This is a genomic window from Cupriavidus sp. IDO, assembly GCF_000812465.1.
Taxonomy (GTDB): domain Bacteria; phylum Pseudomonadota; class Gammaproteobacteria; order Burkholderiales; family Burkholderiaceae; genus Cupriavidus.
The window spans coordinates 13,712-37,617 of record NZ_JWMA01000002.1 but is presented as its reverse complement, the minus strand read 5'-3'; the positions used below and the strand labels follow the sequence as shown (position 1 = coordinate 37,617).

Annotated in this window: 22 protein-coding genes; 4 read left to right on the top strand and 18 right to left on the bottom strand. The window is 64.0% G+C overall.

The features are described from left to right. Window positions 1–103 precede the first annotated feature (103 nt). The 14 genes from lepA to RM96_RS00650 form a co-directional block, all read right to left on the bottom strand. Window positions 104–1,897, bottom strand: coding sequence for a translation elongation factor 4 (gene lepA / locus RM96_RS00715; protein ID WP_039006628.1), 1,794 nt, complete (start codon window positions 1,895–1,897; stop codon window positions 104–106). Between the two features lie 191 nt (window positions 1,898–2,088). After that, a complete protein-coding gene (locus tag RM96_RS00710) occupies window positions 2,089–2,373 on the bottom strand; it encodes a glutaredoxin family protein (RefSeq protein ID WP_039006626.1) in 285 nt (94 codons plus the stop codon). Window positions 2,374–2,382: 9 nt separating this feature from the next. Further along, window positions 2,383–3,873 (bottom strand): DegQ family serine endoprotease, encoded by a 1,491-nt coding sequence (locus tag RM96_RS00705; RefSeq protein WP_039006624.1) that lies wholly within the window; start codon window positions 3,871–3,873, stop codon window positions 2,383–2,385. A 124-nt stretch (window positions 3,874–3,997) separates the two neighbouring features. Continuing rightward, the gene (locus RM96_RS00700; protein ID WP_039006768.1) at window positions 3,998–5,077 is read right to left on the bottom strand and encodes a MucB/RseB C-terminal domain-containing protein; all 1,080 of its coding nucleotides are present in this window, start codon (window positions 5,075–5,077) and stop codon (window positions 3,998–4,000) included. Between the two features lie 8 nt (window positions 5,078–5,085). Then, window positions 5,086–5,718: a sigma-E factor negative regulatory protein gene (locus RM96_RS00695; RefSeq protein WP_039006622.1), complete on the bottom strand. Its 633-nt coding sequence runs from the start codon at window positions 5,716–5,718 to the stop codon at window positions 5,086–5,088. A gap of 103 nt (window positions 5,719–5,821) precedes the next feature. After that, window positions 5,822–6,421 (bottom strand): RNA polymerase sigma factor RpoE, encoded by a 600-nt coding sequence (rpoE, locus tag RM96_RS00690; RefSeq protein ID WP_039006621.1) that lies wholly within the window; start codon window positions 6,419–6,421, stop codon window positions 5,822–5,824. Between the two features lie 640 nt (window positions 6,422–7,061). Then, window positions 7,062–8,294, bottom strand: a complete 1,233-nt coding sequence (gene fabF / locus RM96_RS00685; RefSeq protein WP_039006619.1) for a beta-ketoacyl-ACP synthase II — start codon at window positions 8,292–8,294, stop codon at window positions 7,062–7,064. Between the two features lie 199 nt (window positions 8,295–8,493). Beyond that, on the bottom strand, window positions 8,494–8,733 hold the full coding sequence (gene acpP, locus RM96_RS00680; RefSeq protein ID WP_008644813.1) for an acyl carrier protein: 240 nt from the start codon (window positions 8,731–8,733) through the stop codon (window positions 8,494–8,496). 170 nt (window positions 8,734–8,903) lie between these two features. After that, entirely contained in the window at window positions 8,904–9,653 is a 750-nt protein-coding gene (gene fabG / locus RM96_RS00675; RefSeq protein ID WP_039006605.1) for a 3-oxoacyl-ACP reductase FabG, read from the bottom strand. A 19-nt stretch (window positions 9,654–9,672) separates the two neighbouring features. Further along, complete coding sequence (gene fabD / locus RM96_RS00670) at window positions 9,673–10,602, bottom strand: ACP S-malonyltransferase (protein ID WP_039006603.1); 930 nt, start codon at window positions 10,600–10,602, stop codon at window positions 9,673–9,675. Between the two features lie 68 nt (window positions 10,603–10,670). After that, window positions 10,671–11,651, bottom strand: a complete 981-nt coding sequence (locus tag RM96_RS00665) for a beta-ketoacyl-ACP synthase III (RefSeq protein WP_039006601.1) — start codon at window positions 11,649–11,651, stop codon at window positions 10,671–10,673. A 54-nt stretch (window positions 11,652–11,705) separates the two neighbouring features. Then, the gene (plsX, locus tag RM96_RS00660; protein WP_039006599.1) at window positions 11,706–12,785 is read right to left on the bottom strand and encodes a phosphate acyltransferase PlsX; all 1,080 of its coding nucleotides are present in this window, start codon (window positions 12,783–12,785) and stop codon (window positions 11,706–11,708) included. A 150-nt stretch (window positions 12,786–12,935) separates the two neighbouring features. Then, window positions 12,936–13,115 carry a 50S ribosomal protein L32 gene (rpmF, locus tag RM96_RS00655; RefSeq protein ID WP_017229329.1) on the bottom strand — a complete coding sequence of 60 codons (180 nt, stop codon included), beginning with the start codon at window positions 13,113–13,115 and terminating at the stop codon, window positions 12,936–12,938. 119 nt (window positions 13,116–13,234) lie between these two features. Beyond that, window positions 13,235–13,825 carry a DUF177 domain-containing protein gene (locus tag RM96_RS00650; RefSeq protein ID WP_039006766.1) on the bottom strand — a complete coding sequence of 197 codons (591 nt, stop codon included), beginning with the start codon at window positions 13,823–13,825 and terminating at the stop codon, window positions 13,235–13,237. Between the two features lie 181 nt (window positions 13,826–14,006). Between RM96_RS00650 and RM96_RS00645 the strand changes: the two genes are divergently transcribed. Both RM96_RS00645 and RM96_RS00640 read left to right on the top strand, forming a co-directional pair. Next, complete coding sequence (locus RM96_RS00645; RefSeq protein WP_039006596.1) at window positions 14,007–14,606, top strand: Maf-like protein; 600 nt, start codon at window positions 14,007–14,009, stop codon at window positions 14,604–14,606. Window positions 14,607–14,611: 5 nt separating this feature from the next. Continuing rightward, window positions 14,612–15,343, top strand: a complete 732-nt coding sequence (locus RM96_RS00640; protein ID WP_039006764.1) for an SAM-dependent methyltransferase — start codon at window positions 14,612–14,614, stop codon at window positions 15,341–15,343. 74 nt (window positions 15,344–15,417) lie between these two features. Here the strand turns inward: RM96_RS00640 and RM96_RS00635 are convergent, their stop codons facing one another. From RM96_RS00635 to RM96_RS00620, 4 genes are read right to left on the bottom strand one after another with little or no spacing between them, the layout of a single operon-like run. Further along, on the bottom strand, window positions 15,418–16,614 hold the full coding sequence (locus tag RM96_RS00635) for a S49 family peptidase (RefSeq protein ID WP_039006594.1): 1,197 nt from the start codon (window positions 16,612–16,614) through the stop codon (window positions 15,418–15,420). A gap of 59 nt (window positions 16,615–16,673) precedes the next feature. Beyond that, entirely contained in the window at window positions 16,674–17,078 is a 405-nt protein-coding gene (locus RM96_RS00630; protein ID WP_039006592.1) for a Rieske (2Fe-2S) protein, read from the bottom strand. Further along, window positions 17,071–17,730, bottom strand: coding sequence for an HAD-IA family hydrolase (locus tag RM96_RS00625; protein WP_039006591.1), 660 nt, complete (start codon window positions 17,728–17,730; stop codon window positions 17,071–17,073). Before RM96_RS00625 ends, RM96_RS00630 begins: the two co-directional genes overlap by 8 nt. Window positions 17,731–17,773: 43 nt before the next feature. Continuing rightward, a complete protein-coding gene (locus RM96_RS00620; RefSeq protein WP_039006589.1) occupies window positions 17,774–18,778 on the bottom strand; it encodes an RluA family pseudouridine synthase in 1,005 nt (334 codons plus the stop codon). 775 nt (window positions 18,779–19,553) lie between these two features. On the opposite strand from RM96_RS00620, the gene RM96_RS00615 reads away from it, so the two are divergent. Both RM96_RS00615 and moaA read left to right on the top strand, forming a co-directional pair. Then, on the top strand, window positions 19,554–22,607 hold the full coding sequence (locus RM96_RS00615) for an Rne/Rng family ribonuclease (protein WP_039006587.1): 3,054 nt from the start codon (window positions 19,554–19,556) through the stop codon (window positions 22,605–22,607). Between the two features lie 165 nt (window positions 22,608–22,772). Next, window positions 22,773–23,897, top strand: coding sequence for a GTP 3',8-cyclase MoaA (gene moaA / locus RM96_RS00610; RefSeq protein WP_039006585.1), 1,125 nt, complete (start codon window positions 22,773–22,775; stop codon window positions 23,895–23,897). Window positions 23,898–23,906: the final 9 nt, after the last annotated feature.

Genomic DNA, 23,906 nt, shown 5'->3' with positions numbered 1-23,906 from the left:
TCTTGGAAATCCTGGTACAGCCTGTTTGCCTGCCACCGCGGCGATTCCGCCGCGCATGGCCCCGCTCCTGCTTATCCTGCCTAAGCCAAGCTGCCTAAGCTGCTTACTTGTCGCCCACCTGCAGGATGGCAAGGAATGCCTCCTGCGGAATTTCGACCGTACCGACCTGTTTCATCCGCTTCTTGCCGGCCTTCTGCTTTTCCAGCAGCTTCTTCTTGCGCGAAATATCGCCGCCGTAGCACTTGGCCAGCACGTTCTTGCGCAGCGCCTTCACGTTCTCGCGCGCGATGACGTTAGAGCCGATGGCCGCCTGGATCGCCACGTCGTACATCTGACGTGGAATGATTTCGCGCATCTTGGCCGCCACCTCGCGGCCGCGGTATTGCGAATTGGACCGGTGCACGATTACCGACAGCGCATCGACCTTGTCGCTGTTGATCAGGATATCGACCTTCACCACGTCAGACGGGCGATACTCCTTGAACTCGTAGTCCATCGATGCATAACCGCGCGACACCGACTTCAGGCGATCGAAGAAATCGAGCACGATTTCTGCCATCGGGATTTCGTAGGTCAGCTGCACCTGCTTGCCGTGGTAGCTCATGTTGATCTGCGAACCCCGCTTCTGCGTGCACAGCGTGATCACCGAGCCGACATATTCCTGTGGCATGTACAGGTTGACCGTGACGATCGGTTCCAGGATCGCCTCGATCCTGCTCGGATCGGGCATCTTGGCCGGGTTTTCCACCGTGACCACACTGCCGTCGCGCATCTGCACCTGATAAACCACCGTCGGCGCGGTGGTGATCAGGTCCATGTCGAACTCGCGCTCCAGACGCTCCTGCACAATTTCCATGTGCAGCAGGCCCAGGAAGCCGCAGCGGAAGCCGAAGCCGAGCGCCTGCGACACTTCCGGCTCGAACTGCAGCGAGGCATCGTTCAGCCGAAGCTTATCCAGCGACTCGCGCAGCGCCTCGTACTGGTTGGCTTCGACCGGATACAGGCCGGCGAACACCTGCGGCTTGACTTCCTTGAAGCCCGGCAGCGGCGACTCGGCCTTGCGTGCCATGGTGGTAATCGTGTCACCGACCTTGGCCGCCTTCAGTTCCTTGATCCCGGCAATGACAAAGCCCACCTGCCCGGCCGACAGCGACTCTCGCGGGATCGATTTCGGCGAGAACACGCCGACCTGCTCCACCAGGTGCTGCGCACCAGTGGCCATCAGCAGGACCTTGTCCTTCGGTCGGAGCGTGCCGTTGACCACGCGCACCAGCATCACCACACCCACGTAGTTGTCGAACCACGAGTCGATGATCAGTGCCTGCAGCGGGGCATCGGCATCGCCCTTGGGCGGCGGCACCTTGGCAATCATCGCCTCGATCACGTCCTGCACGCCCTGGCCGGTCTTGGCCGAGCACGGCGTTGCATCCTGGGCATCGATGCCGATGACGTCTTCGATTTCCTGGATGGCGTTAGCCGGATCGGCCTGCGGCAGGTCGATCTTGTTGAGCACCGGTACCACTTCGACGCCCAGTTCGATCGCCGTATAGCAATTGGCGACGGTCTGCGCCTCGACACCCTGCGAGGCATCCACCACCAGCAGCGCGCCTTCGCACGCGGACAGCGAGCGGCTCACTTCGTAGCTGAAATCGACGTGCCCCGGCGTGTCGATCAGGTTCAGGTTGTAGACCTGGCCGTCGCGCGCCTTGTAGCTGAGCGCGGCGGTCTGGGCCTTGATGGTGATGCCGCGCTCCTTTTCGATGTCCATCGAATCGAGGACCTGCGCTTCCATCTCGCGATCGGAAAGGCCCCCGCAAAGCTGAATGATCCGGTCGGCCAGGGTGGACTTCCCATGGTCGATGTGGGCAATGATCGAGAAATTACGGATATGGTCCATCTAGTGTTCAGGGAGGCGCCGGCGTATTGGCCCGGGCAGCAACAAGCAATTCGTGAACGACCCTGGATCGCCGCCCCTTCCGGGTGCGCGCCTGCAGGTCGAAGGTTGGTGGCGCGATTTTTGCGCCAATCCGCAATTTTACCGGATTTTCAATGACTTCCGTGTCATGAAATAGGCTGCCGCAGGCCTTGTCAGGCTTGCCCGCCGACATCCTGATGTGCCCGAAGCCAGACCCGGACCGCGCTTTCGTCCAGGAAGTAGTGGCAAAGCGCTTCGCCCGCATCTTCCGACGCTCCCGGCGAACCCGGCATCAGCACCGGGACCAGCTCGCCGAAGCGGGCTTCGGTCGCCGGATCAGCATCGACGTCGACCTCGTGCAGGACAAAAGAAAAGTCGCGCCGGAGCGGCTCCAGCGCGACTTTCATGTCCTCGCACAGATGGCAGTAGCTTCTGCCATACAGTGTGAGTTCGCTCATGTCAGGGCATCAGCGGCTGGCGGTGGCGCCCGGGCGCAGTGTCAGTACCTGGGTGGCATCGCCACGTCGCACGAACACGGCAGCGATGCGGCTCTTGTCCAGGCCCTTGACCAGGTCGTTGAACTGGCGGGCGCTGGTCACGTCGGTATCACCCAGCCGCAAAATGATGTCGCCGGGGCGGATGCCCGCTTTCAGCGCGGGACCGTCGGCCACTTCCACTTCAACGCCGGACCTGACCTTCAGCTCCTTCAGGCGCGCCTCGCCAAGATCGGTGACGATCAGGCCCAATGCGTTGGGCTTGGCTGCCGGGGCCGCATTGTCGTCCTTCGGCGTGCCGCTGCCGCGCGCCGCCTTGACCTTGCCATCGGGCTCGAGCTCGGCAACCGTGATCGACACATCGCGGGTCGCCCCCTTGCGCCACAGTTGCAGCGGCACGCGTGCGCCCGGCTTGGTGTCGCCGACCATGCGCGGCAGATCCGACGCTTTCTCGATATCCCGGCCGTTGAACTTCAGGATGATGTCACCCGGCTCGATGCCCGCCTTCTCGGCCGGACCTCCCGGTTCCACGCTGCCGACCAGCGCCCCGCGCGCCCTGCCCAGGCCCAGCGAGTCCGCCACTTCTTTGGTGACGTCGCCGATTGCCACGGCGATGCGGCCGCGCGTGACCTTGCCGCTGGTCTTGAGCTGCTCGGTCACCCGCATGGCTTCGTCGATCGGAATTGCGAACGAGATCCCCATGTAGCCACCATTGCGGCTGTAGATCTGCGAGTTGATGCCGATTACTTCGCCGCGCAGGTTGATCAGCGGCCCGCCCGAATTGCCCGGGTTGACCGCCACATCGGTTTGGATGAACGGCAGGTAGTCGCCGGTATCACGCCCCTTGGCCGATACGATGCCGGCCGTGACGCTGTTGTCGAGCCCGAACGGCGAGCCGATCGCCAGCACCCATTCGCCGGCGCGGACCTTGTCAGAGTCACCCAGCGGCAGCCTCGGCAGCCCGGTCGCTTCGATCTTGATCAGCGCCACGTCGGTCCGCTTGTCCGAGCCGATCAGCTTGGCCTTGAACTCGCGCTTGTCCGGCAAAGTCACGTAGATGGTCTCGGCGTCCGCCACCACATGGGCGTTGGTCATCACATAGCCGTCCTGGCTGATGATGAAGCCGGAGCCAACGCCGCGGCTCTGCTCTTCCCCTTGCGGCGGCTGGCCGCGGCGCGGCGCGCCGGGCGCCGGGGCGCCGGGCATCGGCACGCCGAAGAAGCGCCGGAAGAACTCGGCCATATCATCATCGTCGGGGGTGCCATTGCCGCGCGAACGCACGCGTTCGGTGGTGCGGATATTGACCACGGCGGGACTGGCTTTTTCCACCAGATCGGTGAAATCCGGCAGGTTGTAAGTCGAGGCGGCAGCCTGGGCGTGGCCCAGTTCGGCTACGGTCGGGCCGAGTACCAATATGGCAGCCATGACCAGGGCGCGCGCCAGGGCTGGAGATCTAGAAGTCATCGACAACTCCCGGGGTTCAGCGAATGAAGGGAAAACCGACTGGGGAATAATCCTGCGGATTCTGTGCGCACGGCTCATCGGGCAAGCAGGGCGTTAAGCCCCGCTCCCGGCACTTGCGTCGTGCTCAGTGTACCGCCTTGGGAGGGCGGTATTCCACGGCCGTCGCGAACTGCCTGACCGTGCTCGCCGGCACCTCACCGACGACGGTAATCCAGTAATCGGCAATCCGACGGACCACAACCTGGGTGGCGCCGAGCGCCGCCACGCCTTCGCGGCGCGTGCGCTGCTCGGAAACGGGCTCAATGAAGATCGAGAGGCCAGTCAGTCCGTCGCTGTAGACAACCTGCAGGACTTCAAAGACCTGTCCGCGCGCATTGCCTTGTGACGGCGCGCGCAATTCGCCGAGCGGGCGGCGGACTTCGCGGATCTTCTGGAAGCCCTTGAGCGGCACCACAATCGACCAGCCTTCGTCGGCAATATTGGTCGGCTGGTAGGTAACCTCGTAGTGGTTCCAGGAACTCGAGTTCTTGATCGCACCGAGAATGCGCTGCTTTTCCGAAGGCACGCCAATCTCGACTTGCGAGAATGCGACCTGCTCCAGCACCTTGCCACCCTCGCCGATGGTCTGCGCGCGCATCAGCAGGCCGGAATGCTTCTCCGCCCACAGGCGCACGGCATAGCGTGCCGCGTCGTGCGGCTCCAGTGCAAAGACTTCACACTCCACGCCGGCAATTCGTTCGCCAGGCAGCTTGCGCATGTCGTAGAGATCCAGCACATCGCTCTTGCTGGTAGCAAGCAGCGCCGGGAAGCGGTCCTTGGCTTCCTGCTTCTCCACCACAACAAGCTTGGCTTCCGGAATCAGGCTGTGAACAACATCGTTCTGGCGCAGGACTTCGCGCGGCTTGCCGTCGAGCGTCTCAAGGCGCTCGTATTCGTTTTGCACCAGATCGCTGTAATGCTGGATTCGCGAGGCATGCATCACGCTGCCGCGCTGGTAGATCAGCGTGCCGACATAATTCTCGCGCTGCGCGGCACGATGAATCTTGTTCAGCCAGGCAGTGGCATCACGTCGGTTCAGCGTACTGTCCGAGGGCTGCGCGGTCGCCGCGGCAGCAGTCAGACACAAGGCCAGAAAAAAGGACCTGCGAAGGGCCCCAATTCTCTGGGCGCCCGCTACATAGGCGGGCGACCATCCTTTATGCATGTCCGGCATTATTCCTGCGAATTGTCCTGAGAGAAGTTTGCGCCGTTGGCGACAGTACGCATCGTGGGCACAAATGCATCCGTTGCCACCGACGTGCGATGCGCACGCAGGTATTCGTCGAGACGGGGATCACGAATCATCTGCGCGTTGTCGGCTGCTACGGTAACAATGCCACCGGGCTTGGCCGCCGCAGGTTGTTCGGCACGCGCCACTACGGCGTCCGGTGTACCGAGATCGGCAGGACCGCGCATCTGCGGCACGACGACCCAGCTGACCGCAGCCACCGCGGCGGCAATGGCCGTGCCCGGCATCACGCGGCGCACCCACGAGGGCTTCAGCAGCATACGCTGGCGGCCACCGGAGGCCTGCGCCACGGCAGGTACGAGTACATGTGGTTCGCTTTCAAGGCGCGCGGAGAAGCGGGAAAGGAAATCGGCCGTCGAACCTGCGTGCGTCAGTTCTTCCGAACGCAGGGTGTCGCCGATCAACTGGAACGCGGTCCAGTTCGTCATGCCCGCGTCGCTCTTCGCGAGCTCCAGCACTGCGTTGACTTCCTGTGGCGCCAGCTCGCCATCCATCAAAACGGAGATCTGCTCCGCTGCTTCCACTACATGAACCGACTGCTTATGAGCCTGACCCATTTCCCACCCCAAGAAATTCCATTGAACATCGACAATCCCGTCACTACCTGTCGTTTATCGATGCAGGAATTGGCTGCAACGCTGGCCATACGACATTCATCAACTACCACCGCTTGCCCTCTGCTGTTCCCAGCAGCGGGCGCAACTTCTCGGCAATCGCCTCGCGCGCACGAAAGATCCGCGAGCGAACCGTACCGATGGGGCACCCCATTGCCTCCGCGATCTCCTCATAGCTGAGGCCTTCGATCTCGCGCAGGGTAATGGCGGTGCGTAGTTCCTCCGGAAGTGCCTCCATGGCGCGGTTGACGGTTTCGGCAACCTGGCGCGTGTGGAGCATGGACTCCGGCGTATTGATATCCCTTAGTTGCTCACCGTCCGCAAAAGTTTCAGCCTCTTCCGCATCGATGTCGCTTGACGCTTCAGGCCGGCGGCCCTGGGTGGCGAGGTAATTCTTGGCCGTATTGACGGCGATCCGGTACAGCCACGTGTAGAAGGCCGACTCCCCGCGGAACTGGGGCAAGGCGCGATAGGCCTTGATAAAGGCATCCTGCGCCACATCCTCGACTTCGGCGGGGTCCCTCACCAGGCGCGAAATCAGGCGAATGATCTTGCGGTGGTACTTCGCCACCAGCAATTCAAAGGCCCGCTTGTCGCCCTGCTGGACGCGTTCAACTAGGAGCTGATCGGCTTCGCGTTCGCTCACGTATGGCTCACCTGCAGTGTATCTCTTGGTTTGGTCGTCACGACGAACGTTGTATTTTACCTACGAATCGCGCTTCACCCGGTGCGGTAAAGCGCATTCTGTGACCGCTAGTTAACAATAACGTTCCCTGAATCAAGCTTCTGGTTGCACCCGTTGTGCAACCCTGACGGCACGGCGCAACCCCGGAAGCATTTCCGGCGTCGCAGCTTGCACGGGAAGAATCAGAAGCCTCGGAATCTTTTTCCTGCCGCCACCGGTAAGCGCAACGATCGTGAGCGCCCCAAGTTCCCAGCAGGCCATGACGGTAGCCACGGAGTCTTGCCCACCTGGCAGAGTGACCGTGATTCGCGGACGGCCATGCAAATCAGAAACCGGCAACAGTCCGGAACAGAAGCTGCCGCTGGCCCGCCACACGGCCGGCCAGGCACCCAGCACGGCAAGGGCAAGCACGACAAGCAGCCCAGCCGGTCCCGCATACGTCGGCGAAGAGCCTTGCGGATGACGCAGCCCGGCATCCATCCATTCCCGCGCCAGCAAGACGAAAGCCGCGATTTCGCAGGCACAGAACACAAGCAGGGCCCTCCGCAACGGATGGACCCTGCTCCGGCGGAGCCCGCAAAGGGCTCGCCGTAACAACGGATCAGACGCGACGGAAGACAAGTGTGCCGTTCGTGCCGCCGAAGCCGAAGTTGTTCTTCACTGCCACATCGATCTTCATTTCACGCGCCGTGTTGGCCACGTAATCCAGGTCGCATTCGGGATCCTGGTTGTCGATGTTGATGGTCGGCGGAGACACCTGGTTGTGCAGCGCCAGCACCGTGAAGACCGATTCCAGGCCGCCGGCACCGCCCAGCAGGTGGCCGGTCATCGACTTGGTCGAGTTCACCACCATCTTGTAGGCCTGGTCGCCGAATGCGGCCTTGATCGCATCGGTTTCATTCTTGTCGCCCAGCGGCGTGGACGTGCCATGGGCGTTCAGGTAGTGAACCTGGTCCGCGCTGATGCCGGCATCCTTGAGCGCGTTGACCATGCAGCGGCGCGGGCCGTCCATGTTCGGCGCGGTCATATGGTAGGCATCACCGCTCATGCCAAAGCCGATTAGCTCGGCGTAGATGCGCGCGCCGCGAGCCTTGGCCGACTCATACTCCTCGAGCATCATCACGCCGGCGCCCTCGCCCAGCACGAAGCCGTCGCGGTCCTTGTCCCACGGACGCGAGGCCGCAGCCGGATCGTCATTGCGGGTCGACAGCGCACGTGCGGCAGCGAAACCGCCGATTCCCAGCGGGGAAACGGTCGATTCGGCGCCGCCGGCAAGCATGGCGTCGGCATCGCCGGCCTGGATCAGGCGGGCGGCCAAACCGATGCTGTGCAGGCCGGTGGTGCAGGCCGTCACGGCAGCCAGGTTCGGGCCCTTGATGCCGTGGATGATCGACAGATGTCCGGCAATCATGTTGATGATCGAGCCCGGCACGAAGAACGGCGAAATGCGGCGCGGACCGCGTTCGGTCAGCACGGCATGGGTGTCTTCGATCATCGGCAGGCCGCCGATGCCCGAGCCGACCAGCACGCCGATGCGCTCGGCATTGGCTTCGGTCACGTCCAGCCCGCTGTCCTTCAGGGCCTGCGTACCGGCCGCGATGCCGAAATGGATAAAGGTATCCATATTGCGGGCTTCCTTGGCGGGGATGTAGTCCTCGGCATTGAAGCCCTTCACTTCACCGGCGAAGTGCACGGAAAGCGCGGAGTGGTCGAATTTGGTGATGGTGGCAATGCCGGACTTGCCGGCAACCAGGTTGGCCCAGCCTTCGGCAACCGTGTTTCCGACCGGAGACACAAGGCCAAGCCCAGTGACGACGACGCGACGACGGCTCACTATGATTTCCTACGGGTGCGTGATGCAGGATCGGAAAGAACAGCTATCCCGCCACCGGAATCGCGACGCTCGCGCTTGCCCCGGGGGGATCCATCCAATTCTGCTTCTTCGAACAGACGAAAGCCACAGAAAACAGCAAGGCGCGGCCAAACGGCCCGCCCACCTGCCTTCTGTGGCTCGGAATTCAGAAACGACAGGCTTAGGCCTTGACGTGCGCGGTGGCGTAGTCGATTGCCTGCTGCACGGTCGTGATCTTTTCGGCTTCCTCATCGGGAATTTCCATGCCGAATTCATCTTCCAACGCCATCACGAGTTCCACCGTGTCCAGCGAGTCCGCGCCGAGATCGTTCACGAACGAGGATTCGTTCTTGATGTCTGCCTCGGCCACGCCAAGCTGTTCTGCCACGATTTTCTTGACGCGTTGTTCGATATTGTCCATGTAACCCTCCAGGGAAGTTCGACAAAAAGTGGGCGCATTTTAGCAGGTTTGGGGCTTAAAAATGCCGCCGGCCATCCATTGCAAGAACCGCGCCCGATTGGTTTAAAAAACTACAGCTTCAGACGGCTTCTGCTGGCTTCTCCATCGAAACCAGCCCGTCGGAAAGACAATTAATTCATGTACATGCCGCCGTTGACATGCAACGTCGTGCCAGTGATGTACGCCGCCTGCGGGCCGGCGAGGAACGCCACCGCATGCGCGATATCTTCCGGCTGGCCCAGTCGTCCGAGCGGGATCTGCGACTTGAGCGACGCATGCTGCTCTTCGGACAATGCCTTCGTCATGTCAGTATCGATGAAACCGGGCGCGACGCAGTTCACGGTGACATTGCGGCTGCCGATCTCGGCCGCCAGCGAACGGCTCATGCCCGCCACGCCCGCCTTCGCCGCCGAATAATTCATCTGGCCCGGGTTGCCCGCGGAACCAACCACTGACGTGATATTGATGATACGACCGCCACGGGCCTTCATCATCGGACGCAGCACGGCGCGCGACAGACGGAACACCGCGGTCAGGTTGGTCTCGATGACAGCACCCCAGTCGTCATCCTTCATGCGCATGGCGAGCTGGTCTTGCGTGATACCGGCATTGTTCACCAGCACGCCGATGCTTCCGTGCGTCTTCACGATCTCGTCCACCAGCGCGTCGCAGCGCGCCGGATCGTTGACGTTGAGCACTGCGCCGTTACCTTTCAGGCCCTCGGCAGCAAGGTATTCGCTGATCGCTGCCGCGCCGGATTCACTGGTCGCCGTGCCGACCACCAGGGCACCCTGGCGGGCCAGTTCCAGCGCAATGGCACGACCGATGCCGCGCGAGGCACCGGTGACGAGCGCGATCTGGTTTTCCAGAAGTTTAGTCATTGCGAGTGTCCGTCCTTCCTTACTTCAGCAGCGCCAGGGTTTCCTGCAGCGAAGCCGGATCGAAGATTGCACCACCGGTCAGATTGCCGTCAATGCGCTTGGTCATGCCTGCGAGCACTTTGCCCGGACCGCATTCGATGACGTGGGTCACGCCCTCGGCAGCCATCTTCTGCACGCACTCGACCCAGCGCACCGGCGCCGCGGCCTGGCGCACCAGGGCATCCTTGATCGCAGCCGGATCGTTGACGATGGCAACGTCGACGTTGTTGACCAGCGGAATCGAAGGCGCCACGAAAGCCAGGCTGGCCATGCGCTCGCGCAGGCGGTCCGAAGCCGGCTTCAGCAGCGACGAATGGAACGGCGCCGACACCGGCAGCGGCAACGCACGCTTGGCGCCCTTTGCCTTGGCCACTTCGCAGGCTTTCTCGACCGCGGCCTTCTGGCCAGCGATCACGACCTGCGACGGCGCGTTGAAATTGACGGCCTCGACGACGCCAACAGCCGAAGCCTCGGCGCAGGCAGCGCGCACGTCATCGTCGGACAGGCCGAGGATGGCGGCCATGGCGCCCTCGCCCACCGGCACCGCCTCTTGCATGGCCTGCGCGCGGAAGCGCACCAGCGGCACGGCCTCGGCGAACGGAATCACGCCGGCGGCGACCAGCGCCGAGTACTCGCCCAGGCTATGGCCGGCCACCAGCGCGGGGGCCGGGCCGCCTGCGTCCAGCCAGGCGCGATAGATCGCGACGGCGGCCGTCAGCATGACAGGCTGGGTATTGGTGGTGAGGTTCAGTTCTTCAGCCGGACCTTCCGCGATCAGGCGGCCAAGATCCTGGCCAAGCGCGGCCGAGGCTTCTTCCACGGTGGCGCGCACGACGGCATTGTCGGCGAATGCGTTGAGCATGCCGACCGACTGCGAGCCCTGGCCGGGAAATACGAAAGCGAATTTCATCGAGATGGAATCCTAGATATGAATACCGGACGCCGGCGCGGCAACTCCAGCGCAACGCCGGCTGGATCTTACATGCGGAGCAGGACTGCACCCCAGGTGAAGCCGCCGCCAACGCCTTCCATCAGCACGGTCTGGCCCGGGCGGATGCGCCCGTCGCGAACCGCCACATCCAGCGCCAGCGGAATCGACGCGGCCGAGGTATTGCCGTGCTCGTGCACGGTCGCCACCATGCGCTCCGACGGCAGGCCGAGCTTGCGGGCCGTGCCTTGCATGATGCGGATATTGGCCTGGTGAGGAATCAGCCAGTCGATGTTCTCGGCCGATACTTCGGCGGCAGTCATTGCTTCGCGCGCGACCTTGTCGAGCACGTTCACGGCCAGCTTGAAGACAGCCTGGCCATCCATGTGCAGGAAGGGATTGCCGGTAATGTTGCCGCCCGACACATTGCCCGGCACGCACAGGATATCGACGTGGCTGCCATCCGAATGCATGGCCGTCGACAGGATGCCGGGCTCGTCCGAGGCCGACAGCACGACCGCGCCGGCACCGTCGCCGAACAGCACGCAGGTGGTGCGGTCATTGAAGTCGAGGATGCGCGAAAACACTTCGGCGCCAATCACCAGCACATTGCGATGCGAACCGCTGCGGATGAACTTGTCCGCCGTGGCCAGCGCATAGACGAAGCCCGAGCACACCGCCTGCAGGTCGAACGCCGCGCACTGGTTGGTGATGCCAAGCTTCTGCTGGACGATGCACGCCGCGCTGGGGAACACGAAGTCGGGCGTGGACGTGGCAACGATAATGAGGTCGATGCTCTGACGGTCGATGCCGGCGGCCTCGATGGCCTGCTCGGCCGCCTTGACTGCCAGGTCGCTGCTGGTCACATCCGGCTCGGCCCAATGGCGCGCCGAAATGCCGCTGCGCGAGACAATCCACTCGTCACTGGTCTCGATCCCCTTCTCGGCCAGCTGCGCCGCCAGATCGTGATTGGTGACACGCCTCGGGGGCAGGTAGCTCCCGGTACCGATGATTTTTGCGAACTTGGTCATGTAATGTCGGATCGTGTTGCCCGTGGGCGCCCGCTTCAGGCTCGCGCCCGGCGGTCAGGCGGCATGGGTGCTGGGATGCGGGTCCGGCGCATCTGTCTCCGGGCCAGCCTGCACAGCGCCGGCGGCGCTGGACTTGTCGGCAAATGCCCTTGTTATGCGTGCGATGACGCCATTCTTGGCGGCATCATACCCGCGTTTGATCGCCCACTCAAAAGAGTGAGCATCGGCCGAACCGTGGCTCTTGATCACCAGTCCGCGCAACCCCAGCAGCGAAGCACCGTTGTAGCGCGCGGGATCCAGGCGCTTGGCCAGGCGCGACAGCACCGGCATCGCAACCGCCGCGAGCAGCTTGGTGAACCAGGACCGCGTGAACTCTTCCTTGATCATGCTGCCGATCATCTTGGCGAGGCCCTCTGTGCTCTTAAGCGCCACATTGCCGACAAAACCGTCGCAGACCACGATATCTGTCGTGCCCTTGAAGATGTCGTTGCCTTCCACGTTGCCGTAGAAATTCAGCTCCGAGGCACGCAGCAGCTCGCCAGCACGCTTGACCACTTCGTTGCCCTTGATGACCTCTTCGCCGATGTTCAGCAGACCCACCGTCGGGTGATCCTTGTGATCCACCACGGCCACCATGGCTTCAGCCATGCGGGCGAACTGCAGCAGATGCTCCGGCTCGCAGTCGGCATTGGCGCCGAGATCGAGCACCGTGGTGCCCCAGCCTTGCTGGTTGGGAATGGTAGTGGCGATCGCCGGCCGCTCGATGCCTTCGAGGGTCTTCAGCACATAGCGCGAGACCGCCATCAGCGCACCGGTATTGCCCGCCGAAATACAGGCGCCCGCCAGGCCTTCCTTGACCTGGGTGACAGCCACCCGCATCGAGGAGTCCTTCTTCTTGCGAAGCGCCACTTCGACCGGGTCATCCATGGTGATGACCTCGGTTGCCTCGACAATACTCACGCGCGGATGGTCCAGCGCATGCAGCTTCTTGAGCTGCGCCCGGATGGCGTCTGGCAGACCTACCAGCACCATCTCGGCGTCGTCATTGCGGGAAAGAAAACTGATCGCCGCGGGCACCGTCACGGACACGCCGTGATCGCCACCCATGCAGTCGATAGCGAGTTTGATCGTCATTGTTCCTGATACGGATAACGCATCCGCGCAAGCTGCACCCGGTGTAAGGCCCGAGCGCCCAACAAAAAAGCGGCAACGATTTTGCCGCTTTTTTGTGTCTGACCTACAAGCATGCGCGAGCGAGACGCAAAGTCACGCCGAACGAAGCTGTCAGTCGTTCTTGGTCTTGATGACCTTGCGACCACGGTAGTAGCCGTTGGGGCTCACGTGGTGACGCAGGTGGGCTTCGCCCGTGGTCGGCTCAACGGCCAGCGGTGCAGCCGACAGATGATCGTGCGAACGGTGCATGCCGCGCTTGGACGGCGACTTCTTGTTCTGTTGAACAGCCATGATGACTCCTTCGAGAATTTTTCAATATTAACACACGCATCCCGCGCAAGGCGTAGCCGGGGCCCGGCCGGATGCTTGAACCACACCTGCAAAACGCTGCCGTCAGCCGCCAGTCGGCTTCAGTGCTTCGTCTTCAGGCCGGCCAGCGCCGCAAAGGGCGACGGCCGCTTTTCTTCCTCTGGCGGCGCCTTGGGCTCCACCTCGCCATCCGCACCGGTCACGAGGCTTTCGTGAACCGCCGGGCAGACGGCGTGCTTGGGTGCCACAGGCAATGCCAGCAGCACCTCGTCTTCAATCAGTTCCAGCAGCGAAAAGCGCTTCGAGCCGACGATCACGTCGATTTCGTCATCGTCCATTGGCGCGGCGTCGGCCGTTTCTTCGCTCGCCATGACCTCGAATCGCATCGATGTGCCGATGGGCTCGGCGTAGACCTGCAGGCAACGCTGGCAGTCGAGCCACACGCGCCCGTCCACATCCAGATCCAGGAACAGGCGCTGCGTCACCGGAGCGCCCGGCTCTGCCGCCTCCTCGCGCATAAAGCCGCTGGCCTTATAGGCAAACATCTCGCCGGGCGCCGAGGCTGGCGCATCTGCGGCCGTCTCGGCTAAGATGCGCGGCAAATCCCGCGTCGCCACTTCGCCGGCCGCGCTTTCGCCCTTCCGGCAGAAAGCGAAGAGATCAAGCTCGCGCAGGTCAATCGGCTGAGTCATGTCGCAGATCATGCTTGGTTCGCCACATTTCCCGCGAGAGAGGCATTCGGACAGCATTGCTGGCTGCACGGTGCCTAGATACGGATGCGGCTAAACGCGCGATTGTACGACGAAAATCGCTCCGAGGTCAAAGGCTTTGCCTGCGCAAGCCAATCCCTTTCCTGTTCCGCTTCAATCACTTATGTCCTCACACCCACGTCCACCTTTGATCCTTGGCTCCAGTTCGCCGTATCGCCGCGAGTTGCTGGAACGCCTGCGCATCCCCTTCGAGGTGGCCGTGCCGGATATCGACGAAACGCCGCTTGAGAACGAAAACCCGGACGCCACCGCCCTGCGCCTGTCCCTGCGCAAGGCCGAGGCCATCGCGCAACGCCACCCTGGCGCGCTGGTGATCGGTTCGGACCAGGTGCTGACGCTCGAGGGCCGGCAGATGGGCAAACCCGGCTCGCATGAAAAAGCGCTGGCGCAGCTGCAGCTGATGCGCGGACGCACCGCCACTTTCCATTCGGCACTGTGCCTCCTGGACAGCCGGACCGGCGAATCGCAACTGGCCGACGTCCAGACCCGCGTGACGATGCGCGATCTGACGGATGCCGAAATCGACGCTTACCTGCATCTCGAACGCCCGTACGATGTCGCCGGCAGCGCCAAGTCGGAGGGGCTTGGCATTGCCCTGCTGTCCCGCGTTGAATCCGACGACCCGACGGCATTGGTCGGCCTGCCCCTGATCGCGCTGACCACCATGCTGCGCAAGACCGGATACCCCCTCTTTACGGCATGACCACCATGAGCGGCACTCTCTACCTGATACCCAACACGCTCGGCAAGCGCGACGAGGCCGATCCGCTGCCTGACGTCATTCCCGTGGGCGTCCAGCAGATCGCGGCCAGCCTGGACTACCTCGTGGCCGAAAACGCCAAGACGGCGCGCGCTTTCCTGAAGAAGCTGAGCGAGACCTGCCCGCTGGCCCGGCCCATCCAGCAGATCGAAATCCGCGAGCTCAATGTCAATACCAAGCCAGATGCGCTTGCCGCCCTGCTCGCGCCGCTGGCCGAAGGACGCGACGGTGGCCTGCTGTCCGAAGCCGGCGTGCCCGCCGTGGCCGATCCCGGCGCCGACCTGGTCCGGCTGGCGCACACCCGGAATATCCGCGTCCGCCCGCTCGTCGGCCCCAGTTCTATCCTGCTGGCAGTGATGGGATCCGGCCTGAACGGCCAGAGCTTCGCCTTCAATGGCTATCTCCCCGTCGACCTGACCGAGCGCGCTCAGCGGCTACGGGAACTGGAGCAGCGTTCGCGCAAAGCGAAGCAAACCCAGGTCTGGATCGAAACGCCTTACCGCAATGCCGCGCTACTGGAAGCCCTGCGCCAGAATTGTGCGGGCACGACGCTGCTTTCGGTCGCGGTCGACCTGACGCTGCCAACCGAGACCATCGTCACGTTACCGCTGTCCGACTGGCGTCCGGACCGGCTCGACCTGCACAAGCGCCCGGCGATTTTCTCGCTGCTGGCGGTCTGAGGCCGCGGCCCAGCCACCGAAACGAAGACGGGGCGCCAGGCGCCCCGCTGTTCACATCGGCAACTGCTCTTCTGTCAGTGCATGGCCTGGAAGCGCGTGCTCCAGAGCATGGTCTTCATCGCGGCGCTGCCCACGGCTGCGCCAAAGCGTTTGGCGACACGCTCGGCAATGTTTTCCTTGACCGTGTAATCAACGATATCCTCAGCCTTGAACAAGTCACGCGCCACGTAATCGGCGCTGCCAAGGCCGTCGGCCAGGCCAAGCTCGACGCTGCGCTCGCCGGACCAGAACAGGCCGGAGAAAAGTTCCGGATCGTCCTTCAGCCGGTCGCCGCGCCCTTCCTTGACCACGTCGATGAACTGCTGGTGGATCTGCTTGAGCATGGATTCGGCGTACGCCTTCTGCCTGGGCACCTGCGGCGAGAACGGGTCGAGCATGCCCTTGTTGGCGCCCGAGGTATAGAGGCGGCGCTCCACTCCCAGCTTGTCCATCAGCCCCGTGAAGCCGAAACCGTCCATCAGCACGCCGATAGAACCGACGATGCTGGCCTTGTCGACATAGATCTTGTCGGCGGCAGCGGCCACATAGTAGCCGCCAGAGGCGCAGATTTCCTCCACCACTACATAGAACGGCTTGGACGGATACAGCGCGCGCAGCCGGTGGATCTCGTCATTGATGATGCCTGCCTGCACCGGCGAGCCGCCCGGCGAGTTGATCTTCAGGATGATGCCGGCCGCATTGCTGTCGGCAAAGGCAGCCTGCAGCGATGCATTGATCGACTCGGCGCTGGCGGGCGTGCCCGCGGCAATCTCGCCTTCGAGGGTGACCATGGCCGTGTGCCGTCCTGACGTGCTGATCGCACCGTCGCCCTTGAAGTCGAAAATCGCCAGGAAGATCAGTGCCAGAATGGCCACTCCGACGAAGCGGAAGAAGATCCGCCACCGGCGCGCCGCGCGCTGCTCGCGCAGCGTGGCCATCAGCACCCGCTCCAGAACATCGCGCTCCCAGCCGGCACCGCCGCCGACCGGTGCGCCGGGCCTGCCGCCTTCTATCCGCGCCTTGCGCTCGCCGGCCTCGCGCTTCGCGGCATCGTCGCCGGCACGCAGTTCATTCTCCAACGGATAGTCGGCGTGCCGGGCCGTTTCCAGGCGCTCCGGCTCCTTGCCGCCCTGGCCGGCATTACCAGTTCCGCCCTGCTCGCCCGGGCTGTTTGCACCGTGTTCGTCCGGTTGACCCGATTCGCCAGAGGGCGGCTTTTGCTGTTCTGTCATGCAATTGGCTCGTGAAAAGGCTCGTGGAAAGACTTGTGGCCGCCCCCGGCGCCTTCGGTTTAGGCGTCTGTCGTGTGGGTGGCCACCTGGAACGGCGCTTCCGGCACCCAATACACATCGCCATCGCGCTCTTCAATACGCAACTTGAGGAGCGATGCACCCCGGCAAGGGCCGCCGACGCAAAGTCCACTCTCAGGCGCATACATCGCGCCATGTGTCGCGCACATCAAGTATAGGCCCGAGGACTCGAAAAACCGCCCCTCCTGCCAGTCCAGCTCCATCGGCACATGGGCGCACTGGTTCAGATAGCCGTGCGCCGCGCCGTCAAAACGCACCACGAATGCGCCGACCTGCCGGTTGTTGACCGCGACGGTAAAACGCACGCCGATGCCCCCTTCGGCCAGGTCGTCCATCGCGCACAGGCGTTGGGGTGCGTCGGCGCTGATGTGCTGCGAATCAGGCATTGGTCAGCAGCCAGTCCCTGAGTTCCCGGATCGAGCCCGCGCAGTGCACCGGCGACATCGCCCGCAGCGAATCGACCGGATGCGCGCCGTAGCAGACGCCGATGCCGGACGCACCGGCGTTGGCGGCCATCTGCAGGTCGTGCGTGGTGTCGCCGATCATCACGGTGCGGGCGATATCCTGGCCCAGTTCGCGGGTCAGTTCGTGCAGCATGGCCGGGTGCGGCTTGGAGAAGGACTCGTCGGCACAACGGGTGGCGTCGAACATGCGGGTCAGGCCGCTGGTGGCCAGTGCGCGTTGCAGGCCCACGCGGGTCTTGCCGGTGGCCACACCCAGGAAATAGTGCTCGGCGCGTAGCGCCTCCAGCATTTCGGGCACACCGTCGAACAGCACCAGGTCAGCGTCCCGGGTGAGGAAGTGATAGCGGTAACGCTCGGCCAGCCGCGGGTAGTCGGCCGGGTCCAGCGTCGGCACGGCATAAGACAAGGCGTCCTTCAGGCCAAGCCCGATCACGTGGCTGGCGGCGCTGTCGTCGGGCACCGGCAGGCCGAGGTCACGGCTGGCCAGCTGGATGCACTTCGCGATGGTCGGGGTGGAATCCATCAGGGTTCCGTCCCAGTCGAAGACGATCAGGTCAAATTGTTGCCTGGCCATTGAATTCCTTGTTGGCAGCTTGTTTGGCAGAATCGCGCGCCCTTTATTCAGTGACACGCTGATTTCGTAATTGTTGCAGGAATCCGACGCACTCGTCTGGCAACGGCGCCTCGACGGTGACCGGCTCCCCTGTGGCCGGGTGGACAAAGGTCAGCCGGTGCGCGTGCAGGAACATGCGCTTGAGGCCTGGCTTCGCCCCGGCGCGGGCAAGCCGCTTGTTCAGTGCGAAATCGCCGTATTTCTCATCCCCGACGATGGGAAAGCCCGAATGCGCCAGATGCACGCGGATCTGGTGGGTGCGCCCGGTCTTCAGTTCAGCCTCGAGCAGGGTGAAGCCCGGGAAGGCCTCGATCCGGTTGAAGACCGTGTGCGATGCCAGGCCGTCGGCCTGCACCCGGACCCGGCGCTCGCCGTCGGGCGTGCTGTATTTATATAGCGCGAGCTTCACGTGCTGCCGCGCGTTGAGGAACTCTCCCGCCACACAGGCGTAATAGCGCTTGTCCATCGCGTTTTCGCGAATCTGCTCGTGCAGATGAACCAGCGCCGAGCGCTTCTTCGCCAAAACCAGGATGCCGGAGGTCTCGCGATCCAGCCGGTGCACCAGCTCCAGGAACTTTGCCTCGGGCCGCGCGCGGCGAAGCTGCTCGATCACCCCGAACGCCACGCCGGAGCCGCCGTGCACTGCAACGCCCGCCGGCTTGTTGATCACAAGCAGGTGGCTGTCTTCAAGCACGACCGGGAAATCGGCCGCCGGCACGAAGGTCTGGCTGGCAGAAAGCGGTGCCACCGCCACACGCATAGGAGGAATCCGGACCACATCTCCGCGCTGCAGGCGGTAAGTCGCGTCGATCCGGCCTTTGTTGACCCGCACTTCGCCCGAGCGGAGAACCCTGTAAATGTGACTTTTTGGGACGCCTTTCGATATCTTCAGCAGGAAGTTATCGATTCGCTGCCCTTCGGAGCCTTCGTCAATTGTGACATACGCCACCTGAGGCCCTGCCGGCGTGGCCTGCGCCTCTTTTTCAATTTGATGGCGTAACTCATTCATTTTCAATATAATTTCCTCGCTGTTCCGGCCAAAGACCGGCAGCGTTAGATCTGTGTAGGCGATTTATCGCATTTTACACTTCGGGTTGCCGCCAGCCCGGCCCGTCTCCCGCAACTTTGCGTAACCCGCAAGCGCCAGACAGGCAAATGGCAGTAAAAGCAGCACGCACGGTATTGCCGGCACGCAGGAAATCTCCCAAAGGCGGCTTCGGCGAAAACGGCAATCACGTGGGAACAGAGTGTTCAGGTAAAACAGAATTTGAAGGCGGATGCCCATCGGCATCCGCTTCGGTGAGAGAAGTCCGCCCGCACCGGGAATCGGTGCCGGCCGGCAGGCGTGCCTGCCACCTGACTAGAAATACCGGCGCCCGGTCGCAGAACTCCAAGAAGTAGTAGGTGCGCCCGCCAGGAGATGTCAGGTTGGCAACGGCTGTCTCTGCCGTGTCCGAAAAATTTGCTCTTTGACGCGTCTAGGCCTTCCGCGGGGCCGGCCGCGATGCCTCCGGCGCCAGTTGCGCCGGGTCTTACGCATCGCCTCCGGCACAGGAAACCCGCCGGACTGCTGCACAGAGCAGTGGCCGGCGTTCTCTCCTGCCCCTGCGGACGTTACCCCGACGTCATTGCCTCTCTTTCACCCGCGCCCAGCCGGTCGCGCCTACGCGCGCATCGGCGCTTCTCGGCAATTCTCGCGCCTCACTCGCTCCCTTGCGTGCTTCATAGATCGCCGCGGACACCGCCAGACGGTGCCATCCGCGACACTGGAGTGAGGTATTGCGATGAAACGCATGCTGTTCAACGCGACGCAACAGGAAGAATTGCGCGTCGCCATCGTCGATGGTCAGAAACTGATCGACATCGACATCGAGACTGCCGGGCGCGAACAGCGCAAGGGCAACATCTACAAGGGTGTCATCACCCGCATCGAACCGTCGCTGGAAGCCTGCTTCGTCAACTACGGCGAAGAGCGCCACGGTTTCCTGCCCTTCAAGGAAGTCGCCCGCGCCTACTTCAAGGAAGGCATCGACGTGCGCAACGCGCGCATCCAGGATGCCCTGCATGAAGGACAGGAACTGATCGTCCAGGTCGAGAAGGAAGAACGTGGCAACAAGGGCGCCGCCCTGACCACCTTCATCTCACTGGCCGGCCGCTACCTGGTGCTGATGCCCAACAACCCGCGCGGCGGCGGCGTGTCGCGCCGCATCGAGGGCGAGGACCGCCAGGAACTGCGCGAGACCATGGGCCAGCTGGCCGTGCCGGACGGCATGAGCATCATCGCCCGCACCGCCGGCATCGGCCGCTCGGCAGAAGAGCTGCAGTGGGACCTGAACTACCTGCTGCAACTGTGGAAGGCCATCGACGGCGCCGCCGGCGACAACAAGGCCCCGCTGCTGATCTACCTGGAATCCAGCCTGGTCATCCGCGCCATCCGCGACTACTTCCAGCCGGATATCGGCGAGATCCTGATCGACACCGACGAGATCTACGAACAGGCCCGCGCCTTCATGAGCGTGGTGATGCCTGACAACATGAACCGCGTGAAGAAGTACCGGGACGACGTGCCCCTCTTCTCGCGCTTCCAGATCGAGCACCAGATCGAGTCGGCCTATTCGCGCATGGTGATGCTGCCCTCGGGCGGCGCCATCGTGATCGACCACACCGAGGCGCTGGTCTCCGTGGACGTGAACTCGGCCCGCGCCACCAAGGGCGCCGACATCGAGGAAACCGCGCTGCGCACCAACGTCGAGGCCGCCGACGAAATCGCCCGCCAGCTGCGCCTGCGCGACCTGGGCGGCCTGATCGTGATCGACTTCATCGACATGGAGTCCAGCAAGGCCCAGAAGGATGTGGAAACGCGCCTGAAGGACGCGCTGCGCCATGACCGTGCCCGCGTGCAGATGGGCAAGATCAGCCGCTTCGGCCTGATGGAGCTGTCGCGCCAGCGCCTGCGTCCGTCGCTGTCGGAGGGCTCGCACATCACTTGCCCGCGCTGCAACGGCACCGGCCATATCCGCGATACCGAATCCTCTGCCCTGCAGGTGCTCCGCATCATCCAGGAAGAGGCGATGAAGGAAAACACCGCCGCCATCCACTGCCAGGTGCCGGTGGAGGTGGCCGCCTTCCTGCTGAACGAGAAGCGTCAGGAAATCAACCTGATCGAACTGCGCTTCAAGGTCAACGTGCTGCTGATCCCCAACAAGCACCTGGAAACGCCGCACTACAAGCTGGAGCGCCTGCGCCACGACGACCCGCGCCTGGAGGACAGCACCGCCAGCTACAGGATGGCCGAGGCCGCCGCCAAGGAACTGGAAGCCGACACCAGCTACAGCAGCCGCAAGAAGGAAGACGCCAAACCGCGCCAGGAAGCCGCGGTCAAGGGCATCACGCCGGAACAGCCGGCGCCTGTCTCGGTGCCGCGTCCTGAACGCGCCCCGCGGCCGGAAACTCCGGTTGCCGCACCTGTGCCGGCTACGCAGCCCGTGGGTAGCGGCGGCTTCATCGCCTGGCTGAAGGGCCTGTTCGGCGCCAAGCCGGCAGCCCCGGTTGCCGCGGAGCCCGCCAAGCCGGCAGCCGCCGGCGAGGCCCGCAGTGCCGATGGCCGCCGCGAACGCGGCCAGCGCGGCGAAGGCCGTGGACAAGGCCAGCGCGGCGAACGTGCTGAACGCGGCGAGCGCGGAGATCGTGCCGAGCGCGGTGAACGCGGCGAACGCCAGGGCCGTGGCCAGCGCGGTGAGCGTGGCGAGCGCCAGGCCGGCGAACGCGGCGAGCAACGCGAACCGCGCGGCGAACGCCAGGGCCGCCAGCCTCGCCAGCAAGGCGAAGGCCAGGCCGTGCCGGCAGTCGCACGCCAGGCTGAAGCTGCCCAGGGCGAGCGCGCCGATCGTGGTGAAGGCCGCCAGGAGGGCCGTCGCGACCGCAACCAGGAGCGCCGTGAACGCCAGCGCGATCGCCAGCGTGAACGTGGCGAGGCCCGCGAAGCGGAAGCCGGCGAAACTGTCGAGGCCGTAGCCGCCGTGCAGGCAGTGGCTGCCCTGCCGCAAGCTGCCTTCGACGAAGACAAGGCGGCTCGGACCGACCTGCCAGAGACGGCGGAAACCGCCGCGGAAAGCGCCGAAGGCGAAGAACGCCGCCGCCGCAACCGTCGTGGCCGTAACCGCTATCGCCGCGAGCGCGACGATGGTGTGCAGACGGCACATGGCGAAGGCGAGTCCGAACAAGCCGCTGAAGCCGCCCCGGCAACCGCCGAGGCCGTGCAAGCCGTCCAGGTCGTGAACGTCGTCGAAGCTGCTGTCGCGCAACCCGTTGCGCCTGCCGCTGAGCCGGTTGAAGCCGCGCAGGCCGTTCCGGCCGTTGCCGAGCCGGTTCAGCCGGTGGTAGCCGCGACCTCGGAGCCGGCTGTCGTGGCCGAAGCCGTGACGGAAGCCATCGTCGCTGAAGCCGCCGCCGTGCAACCCGCCGCACCGGTGGTCGAGCCCGTCGTGACCCAGACGCCGGCGGCCGAACCGGCCCCGGCACCGGTTGCCGTGGAGCCGGTTGCAGCGCCTGTCGAAGTGCCGGCACCGGCACCCGCCGCTGTGGTCAGCGCTCCCGCGCCGGTAGTGGCCACCGCGCCAGTGGCAATCGAAAGCCTCGAGCCGATGCTTTCCAGCGTTGGCCTGGAATGGGTCCATACCGACAGCGAGAAGCTCCGTGCAGCCCAGGCTGCCGCCGCCAGCGTCGTGGCCGCACCGCGCGTCCCGCGCGAGCGCAAGCCGCTGCCGCCGCTGCCCGAAGGCCCGATGGTCCTGGTCGAGACCGGCGGCCAGCAGAAGGAAATGGCGCAGCAGCAGTAAGCAGCACGCCACGCAGGTAAAAAAAGGGACGGCCATGCCGTCCCTTTTTCATGCACGGGGATTCGGGATATGTGTGTCCCGCCTCGGATAGAATGACAGTACAACGGCATCCGGCTCCCCCGCGTCCCCAAGGGCGCTGCCGGATGCGACGCCCACCCACAGGCCATGACCGAATCCGTCATTCCGATCTTCGATCTGCGCGATCATCGCTACCGCTCGATGACGCCCAGCATTCCCGGCAAGCTCGCCGAGCCGTCCGGCCTGGCAGCCGATACCCGGGGACGGCCGCTGCATGACCTGCGCATCTCGGTGACGGACCGCTGCAATTTCCGCTGTGTGTACTGCATGCCGAAGGAAGTCTTCGACAAGGACTACACGTTCCTGCCGCATTCCGAGCTGCTCAGTTTCGAAGAGATCGAGCGCACGGCGCGCCTGTTCGTGGCACACGGCGTGGAGAAGATCCGGCTAACGGGCGGCGAGCCCTTGCTGCGCAAGAATATCGAGCACCTGGTGGAAATGCTGGCGCGGATCGAGACCGTCTCGGGCAAGCCGCTGGACCTGACGTTGACCACCAATGCCTCGTTGCTGGCCCGCAAGGCACGCCCGCTGCGGGATGCCGGCCTGACGCGCGTGAGCGTCAGCCTCGACGCGATGGACGACGCCACCTTCCGGCGCATGAACGACGTGGACTTCGCGGTCGCCGATGTGCTGCACGGAATCGAGACGGCACAGGCCGTCGGCCTGGCCCCGATCAAGGTCAACATGGTGGTCAAGCGCGGCACCAACGACGCCGAGATCGTGCCGATGGCGCGCCACTTCCGCGGCAGCGGGATCATCGTGCGCTTTATCGAATTCATGGATGTCGGCGCCAGCAACCACTGGCAGATGGACGAGGTACTGCCGTCGGCCGAAGTGGTCAGCCGCATCAACGAGGCCTTCCCGCTGGAGCCGGTCCACGCCAACTACGCGGGCGAAACCGCCGAGCGCTGGCGCTATCGCGATGGCGGAGGCGAGATTGGCGTGATTTCGAGCGTGACCCACGCCTTCTGCGGCGACTGCAGCCGCATCCGCCTCTCGACCGAAGGCCGGCTCTACCTCTGCCTGTTTGCCACTGAAGGCTACGACCTGCGCGCGCTGCTGCGCGGCGGCTACAGCGACCTGGAAATCTCCAACGCCATCGCCCAGGTATGGCAAGGCCGCACCGACAACTACTCCGAACAGCGCGGCAACCCGGCGGTCAGGCAGGCCCGCGCCGAGCGCAAGATCGAAATGTCATATATCGGCGGCTGATCTCCGGCC

What these genes read in the sequence shown, in the direction of transcription:
- rpmF (WP_017229329.1), bottom strand. Translation starts at nt 13,115, where the DNA reads ATGGCTGTTCAACAGAACAAGAAGTCGCCGTCCAAGCGCGGCATGCAC.
- RM96_RS00695 (WP_039006622.1), bottom strand. Translation starts at nt 5,718, where the DNA reads ATGGGTCAGGCTCATAAGCAGTCGGTTCATGTAGTGGAAGCAGCGGAG.
- RM96_RS00705 (WP_039006624.1), bottom strand. Translation starts at nt 3,873, where the DNA reads ATGACTTCTAGATCTCCAGCCCTGGCGCGCGCCCTGGTCATGGCTGCC.
- fabG (WP_039006605.1), bottom strand. Translation starts at nt 9,653, where the DNA reads ATGACTAAACTTCTGGAAAACCAGATCGCGCTCGTCACCGGTGCCTCG.
- RM96_RS00635 (WP_039006594.1), bottom strand. Translation starts at nt 16,614, where the DNA reads ATGACAGAACAGCAAAAGCCGCCCTCTGGCGAATCGGGTCAACCGGAC.
- lepA (WP_039006628.1), bottom strand. Translation starts at nt 1,897, where the DNA reads ATGGACCATATCCGTAATTTCTCGATCATTGCCCACATCGACCATGGG.
- acpP (WP_008644813.1), bottom strand. Translation starts at nt 8,733, where the DNA reads ATGGACAATATCGAACAACGCGTCAAGAAAATCGTGGCAGAACAGCTT.
- RM96_RS00700 (WP_039006768.1), bottom strand. Translation starts at nt 5,077, where the DNA reads ATGCATAAAGGATGGTCGCCCGCCTATGTAGCGGGCGCCCAGAGAATT.
- RM96_RS00630 (WP_039006592.1), bottom strand. Translation starts at nt 17,078, where the DNA reads ATGCCTGATTCGCAGCACATCAGCGCCGACGCACCCCAACGCCTGTGC.
- RM96_RS00645 (WP_039006596.1), top strand. Translation starts at nt 14,007, where the DNA reads ATGTCCTCACACCCACGTCCACCTTTGATCCTTGGCTCCAGTTCGCCG.
- plsX (WP_039006599.1), bottom strand. Translation starts at nt 12,785, where the DNA reads ATGACGATCAAACTCGCTATCGACTGCATGGGTGGCGATCACGGCGTG.
- RM96_RS00625 (WP_039006591.1), bottom strand. Translation starts at nt 17,730, where the DNA reads ATGGCCAGGCAACAATTTGACCTGATCGTCTTCGACTGGGACGGAACC.
- RM96_RS00710 (WP_039006626.1), bottom strand. Translation starts at nt 2,373, where the DNA reads ATGAGCGAACTCACACTGTATGGCAGAAGCTACTGCCATCTGTGCGAG.
- RM96_RS00665 (WP_039006601.1), bottom strand. Translation starts at nt 11,651, where the DNA reads ATGACCAAGTTCGCAAAAATCATCGGTACCGGGAGCTACCTGCCCCCG.
- RM96_RS00650 (WP_039006766.1), bottom strand. Translation starts at nt 13,825, where the DNA reads ATGACTCAGCCGATTGACCTGCGCGAGCTTGATCTCTTCGCTTTCTGC.
- RM96_RS00615 (WP_039006587.1), top strand. Translation starts at nt 19,554, where the DNA reads ATGAAACGCATGCTGTTCAACGCGACGCAACAGGAAGAATTGCGCGTC.
- fabD (WP_039006603.1), bottom strand. Translation starts at nt 10,602, where the DNA reads ATGAAATTCGCTTTCGTATTTCCCGGCCAGGGCTCGCAGTCGGTCGGC.
- RM96_RS00620 (WP_039006589.1), bottom strand. Translation starts at nt 18,778, where the DNA reads ATGAATGAGTTACGCCATCAAATTGAAAAAGAGGCGCAGGCCACGCCG.
- RM96_RS00640 (WP_039006764.1), top strand. Translation starts at nt 14,612, where the DNA reads ATGAGCGGCACTCTCTACCTGATACCCAACACGCTCGGCAAGCGCGAC.
- moaA (WP_039006585.1), top strand. Translation starts at nt 22,773, where the DNA reads ATGACCGAATCCGTCATTCCGATCTTCGATCTGCGCGATCATCGCTAC.